Source organism: Phormidium sp. CCY1219 (assembly GCF_035615515.1).
Taxonomy (GTDB): domain Bacteria; phylum Cyanobacteriota; class Cyanobacteriia; order Cyanobacteriales; family Laspinemataceae; genus CCY1219.
Window position 1 is genome coordinate 1 of record NZ_JAJENT010000964.1, and the last position, 5,125, is coordinate 5,125.

The window sequence follows — 5,125 nt, forward strand, 5'->3', positions numbered from 1 at the left end:
AATCCCATTCCCCTTGCTCTCCGCTAAACAATAAAAGCATTGCTTTGAAATTACCACCCCATTATAATTTCATTTTACTCCCTTTCCCCCTTTTTTGTCCACTCATCCATCGAAAAAAAAAATTCCCCCCAAGGGTGCAAAAAAAATTTTTTTGCACCCTTTGTCCACAGCCCCTTTAATCACTTACCGTCACCTGCAATTCATAGTTGATGCCCGGTCCGGCGGCCACATCAATTTTATAGTCTCCTGTTTGCGAGATTCGACCTTGCCATTGAACCAATCGCGAGCCATCTTCCACTAATTGCCCATTGGGATAGCGGATATCTAAGCCCACAGCGCCAGAAATCAGAGACACCTTAAGTTGCTGTCCTGCCTGCACGTACACCACATAACGCTTTGTCTGGGAAGTGGTGCGACCTCCCACTTGGGTGCTTCCTTGGGAACCGGATAAGCTTAATCGCTCGGAATCCATCGATTGGGTGGGTTCCGGGGTAGGTGCGGGTCGAGATTCGGGTGTGGGATCCCCCATCGGATCGGGGGAGGGTTCGGGGGTGGGTGCGGGTAAAGGTTCCACGGTTGGCTCCACGGTGGGCTGGGGTATGGGTTGGGGTATCGGTTCGGGGCTAGGGCTGTCTGGAATGCGAGGCGGCGGTTGTGGAATGGGTCTGGGTTGGGTGGGCTGAGGGGTAGGGCGATCGCCTGCATCTAAGCGAATGTCGAGTTTAAAATTGCTTGGTGCGAAACCGGGTAACGCAAACAGCTCGATGGTGTACTCGCCGGTGGTGCTTAACCTGCCCTCCCACTGGTTGACGCCTCTGGATGCACCCATCATCGGGGTGCGATTCGGACCCCAAACGTTAAGCAGGATGCCTCGGTTCCTCACCCCCACATTCAGGTCTTGTCCCGCCGTTGCTCGAACAATATATTTAATGATTTCGTTTTCTTCTACGGTACCTTCCACAGAAGTGGTACTGCCGGAATCGACATTGAGGGGAACGCTAGAAATAATCGGAGGTTCTGGGGGTGGCGGTTCTGGGTTAGGACGGGAAGGCGATCGCCGTGGCATAGGTGTAGGTAACTCCTCCTCGGTAGGTTTTGCGATCGCACCCGGACTGGGAGTGGGGGAAGCGGTGGGGGAAGCGGTGGGGGAAGCGGTGGGAGAAGCGGTGGGAGAAGCGGTGGGAGAAGCGGTGGGAGAAGCGGTGGGGCTTTCCCCGTCGGGGAGGGGAAGACGGACCGGAGGAGTGGGACTCTCCGGAGGCAACTCCGACTCAGAAAACAGAGGAGAAGCGGTAGGGGTATCGGCGGGGCGATCGAGATTTTGGAAAGAACGAACTAACGCCCAAGAGCCAAAACCGGTGAGCAGGAGAATCAAAACAATGCCCGATCCGATCGCGGCGGGATTATCCCACAGAGAGTCATTCCCTGAAGAAATCCCTGTAGGGGGAGAAGTTTGCGGCTTTGGTCCTCCGGCATTTCCTTGGCCCAAAGCAACGGTTTGCATTTGGGACCTATCCGGATCCGGTGGTAAAGTCGGGCTAGGGGGCGTCAGGGGGGCGATCGCGAGTTCCACTTCCTTAGCGTATTGGAAGCGATCGCCGGGTCGGTAACTCAACATCCGATTGAGAACCGCTGCCAACCCTTTACTCACCGATTGGGGCACGAACCGTTCCCAGTGCCAAGTCAGTTTCACATCATCAAACAGTTCTTGCGGTTCGCGATCGGTGAGCAACACCACACAGGTGACGGCTAAGGCATAAAGGTCGCTGCTGGGGTAAGCACGACCGGTTTGGATTTGTTCGCTAGGAGCATAGCCCACCTTACCGACGGTAGTGGCGGGGGGTGTAGCTTGCGGGGACTGGATCAAGGTAGCCAGTTCTTTAACCACACCAAAATCTATCAGGATCGGCAAGCGATCGCGCTGACGCAGAATAATATTTTCCGGCGAAATATCGCGGTGGATAATTCCGTGGCTGTGAATGTAGTCCAACACTGGCAAAAGCTGCTGCATCAGTTGCAAGACTTCCGCCTCAGAAAAAGTCTTCCCCGCCCCGCGATAGTCATCGAGCAAGCTGCGATAGGTTTTTCCCGCTACATAGTCCTGCACTAAAAACAGCCGCCCCTGTTGCTCGAAAGTAGCGCGGAACTGCGGAATTTGCGGATGCTGAATTTGGTAAAGAATTGCCGCTTCTCGTTGGAACAGTTCCTCAGATTTTTGCACGGCGTAAGAATTGGTTTGCGTCGGAATGAATTCCTTGAGCGCGCACCGTTCGTTAAAGCGCCCACGGTCTTCTGCCAGATAAGTGCGGCCAAACCCCCCTTGACCTAAAAGACTGAGGATGAGGTAGCGGTTTTGTAAGATAGTGCCACTGGGAATTTCTGGTTGCATAGCAGTGAGTGGGTGATAGGGGAGAGGGATGTGGGAACCGAGGGGAAAATTGGACAGTGAACAAAGAAGGATTGAGAGGAGCGATTTTGTTCAGTGTCAATTTTTCATTGTAAGCAAGACCGACTTTGAGAAAGATTGCCTTAACGCGCAGGCAGTGTGCCCGTGCCAACGACAGTCCCGTTGTCAATCCTTCTATTTTGGGCAAGTGATTTCGGGAGGACCTTCGGCAGAGACGGGCTGGATATCAAAACTCGCCACAGAGATTGATGTCGCGATGGAAAATAACCCGCATTCATAATAAGCCGGGGCAGGGGAAACGCCGCGCGGAGTTGGGCGGGTGGGTTAGAGCAATGATGATTGCCCCAGGGTTGTGTGCTGAGGATTTGCCAGGGCACTTCCACCCAGGGCATAGTTTGCCCAAAAGCTGGCAAAGCTTTCCACCCCAACCTCCCCACGGTAGATTTCAACCTGAGAATTAACTGCCGAGTTTGGCTTTTACCATGTCTTGGACTTTTTTACCATCGGCTTTGCCCTTGAGCTGCTGCATCGCAGGCCCCATAACTTTCCCCATATCCTTGGGGGAACTGGCTCCGACGCGGGCGATAATTTCATCGACGATCGCGCTGACTTGTGCATCGTCAAGCTGACGGGGCAAGAATTCCTCAATAATTGCCAGTTCTGTGGCTTCTCGTTCGGCGAGATCTGGGCGATTTGCTTGTTCGTACTGTTCGATCGACTCGCGCCGTTGTTTGGCCAATTTGGATAACAGCTCGAGTTCTTGAGCTTCGGTTAAGGTTTCTTGCCCGGAGGGGCGAAGGCTGACTTCGGTTTCGAGGATTTGTTTTTTGATGCTGCGTACTGTTTCGAGGCGGATTTTATCTTTCGCCTTCATTGCCGCCTTGATTTGTTGGTCGATCCGCTCTTTTAAACTCATAAAGCCTATTTGTTCATGCAAGAGAATTGACTCGAAAAATAACCCGAAAGGGGGATGACAATCGCATCGGCTTTCACCTTGTTGACCCGCTTTTGCAGTAAATCAGACTGCTGTGCGATGGTGGAGCGCGGCAGGGAGTAAGTTTTTTTACTGAGTTGCCGGGGAGGGGGCAAAGCGAAATCGATGAATTGCGATCGCATCATTTGAGATTTCAATCCAGCCAAAGGGAGGAGTACATGCACTTCACCGCCTAGATCCTAGCGTATTTTTAACCGGGTAAACATTTCATTGGCGAGGAAAAACGCTATAATATGCCGCCCTAAAAATTCCTCAGTTGCCCTTGGAAAAAATGGCTAACAGATTGGCCGAAAACGGTTCGAGATAGCAACCCATAGCCAAGAGCTTCTTGGGAGGTTGGCAAAACGGCGCGATCGCCCTGGGTTTCTCGATGAGGGAATGTTGTGGAAGAGTGAAATTTTATCTTTGTCAAGAATTGAGATCTTGCTTTCGGTAGAGATCCGGGAAATTAGGGAGAGGATTTAGAGAAGGAGATGATAAAATTACTACGAATGAACGTGCGATAAAGTGTCTGCCGTGATCCGTTCTGCTACTTTAACCCTTCAGCCATCTTTGGCTACTGTTGCCGACCATAGCCGTCTGCGACTATTTTCCGGTTCTTCAAATGTGTCCCTAGCTCAGGAAGTGGCTCGCTACCTGGGAATAGACTTGGGACCAATGGTACGAAAAAGATTCGCCGATGGTGAACTTTACGTTCAAATTCAAGAGTCTATCCGGGGGTGCGATGTTTATTTAATTCAACCAACTTGCCGCCCAGTGAACGATCGCCTGATGGAATTGCTGATTATGATCGATGCTTGCCGACGAGCCTCAGCAAGGCAAATTACAGCAGTGATTCCATATTATGGGTATGCCCGGGCCGATCGCAAAACTGCGGGACGCGAGTCGATTACTGCCAAGCTGGTGGCCAACTTAATTACCCAAGCGGGGGCCAGCCGGATTTTAGCAATGGATTTGCACTCAGACCAAATCCAAGGCTATTTCGATATTCCGTTTGACCATGTTTATGCCTCGCCGGTGTTGTTGGACTACCTAGCGAGCAAGAAACTCCCTGACATCGTGGTAGTTTCGCCAGATGTGGGGGGAGTAGCCAGAGCCAGAGCGTTTGCGAAAAAGTTAAACGATGCCCCACTGGCCATTATCGATAAGCGTCGTCAAGCGCATAATGTGGCAGAAGTGATGAATGTGATTGGCGACGTGAAGGGAAAAACGGCGGTGTTAGTCGATGACATGATTGACACGGCGGGTACGATTTCTGAAGGTGCCCGCTTACTGAGAAAAGAAGGAGCCAGACAGGTTTATGCCTGTGCGACTCATGCGGTGTTTTCTCCACCGGCGATCGAGCGTCTCTCCAGTGGGGTATTTGAAGAGGTGATTGTCACCAATACCATTCCCTTGCCAGAAGACAGACGCTTTGAACAGTTAACCATTCTCTCGGTGGCCAATTTGCTGGGAGAAACGATTTGGCGGGTCCATGAAGATAGTTCGGTGAGTAGTATGTTTCGCTAATCGCCGGCGGGTTTTCCAGCCGGATATAGGCCCCAGGTGCCACCCTGGGGGGATATTCCGTCAGCCCGCCGTGGCTGGCTTATTTTTGTTTGGGGGTGACGCACTCAGCAGGAGTCTGAGCCACCTTAAGGAGTGGAAACTGTCAGGGACTCCGTAGAAACCAACCCCATGTCTAAAGCCAGGGGCTTGTACTTCTAACCACCTGACCAGCCTAA

4 protein-coding genes are annotated in these 5,125 nt (G+C 52.1%); 1 reads left to right on the plus strand and 3 read right to left on the minus strand.

Features of this window, described 5'->3' with window-relative positions; translation table 11 throughout:
- Positions 1-175 precede the first annotated feature (175 nt).
- The 3 genes from LKK83_RS30985 to LKK83_RS30995 all read right to left on the minus strand — a co-directional run bounded on the left by LKK83_RS30985 (position 176) and on the right by LKK83_RS30995 (position 3,565).
- The gene (locus LKK83_RS30985; RefSeq protein WP_324635320.1) at positions 176-2,389 is read right to left on the minus strand and encodes a protein kinase domain-containing protein; all 2,214 of its coding nucleotides are present in this window, start codon (positions 2,387-2,389) and stop codon (positions 176-178) included.
- A 475-nt stretch (positions 2,390-2,864) separates the two neighbouring features.
- A complete protein-coding gene (locus LKK83_RS30990) occupies positions 2,865-3,323 on the minus strand; it encodes a GatB/YqeY domain-containing protein (protein WP_324635321.1) in 459 nt (152 codons plus the stop codon).
- A gap of 5 nt (positions 3,324-3,328) precedes the next feature.
- Entirely contained in the window at positions 3,329-3,565 is a 237-nt protein-coding gene (locus tag LKK83_RS30995; RefSeq protein ID WP_324635322.1) for a hypothetical protein, read from the minus strand.
- Positions 3,566-3,917: 352 nt separating this feature from the next.
- On the opposite strand from LKK83_RS30995, the gene LKK83_RS31000 reads away from it, so the two are divergent.
- Complete coding sequence (locus tag LKK83_RS31000; protein ID WP_324635323.1) at positions 3,918-4,910, plus strand: ribose-phosphate pyrophosphokinase; 993 nt, start codon at positions 3,918-3,920, stop codon at positions 4,908-4,910.
- Positions 4,911-5,125: the final 215 nt, after the last annotated feature.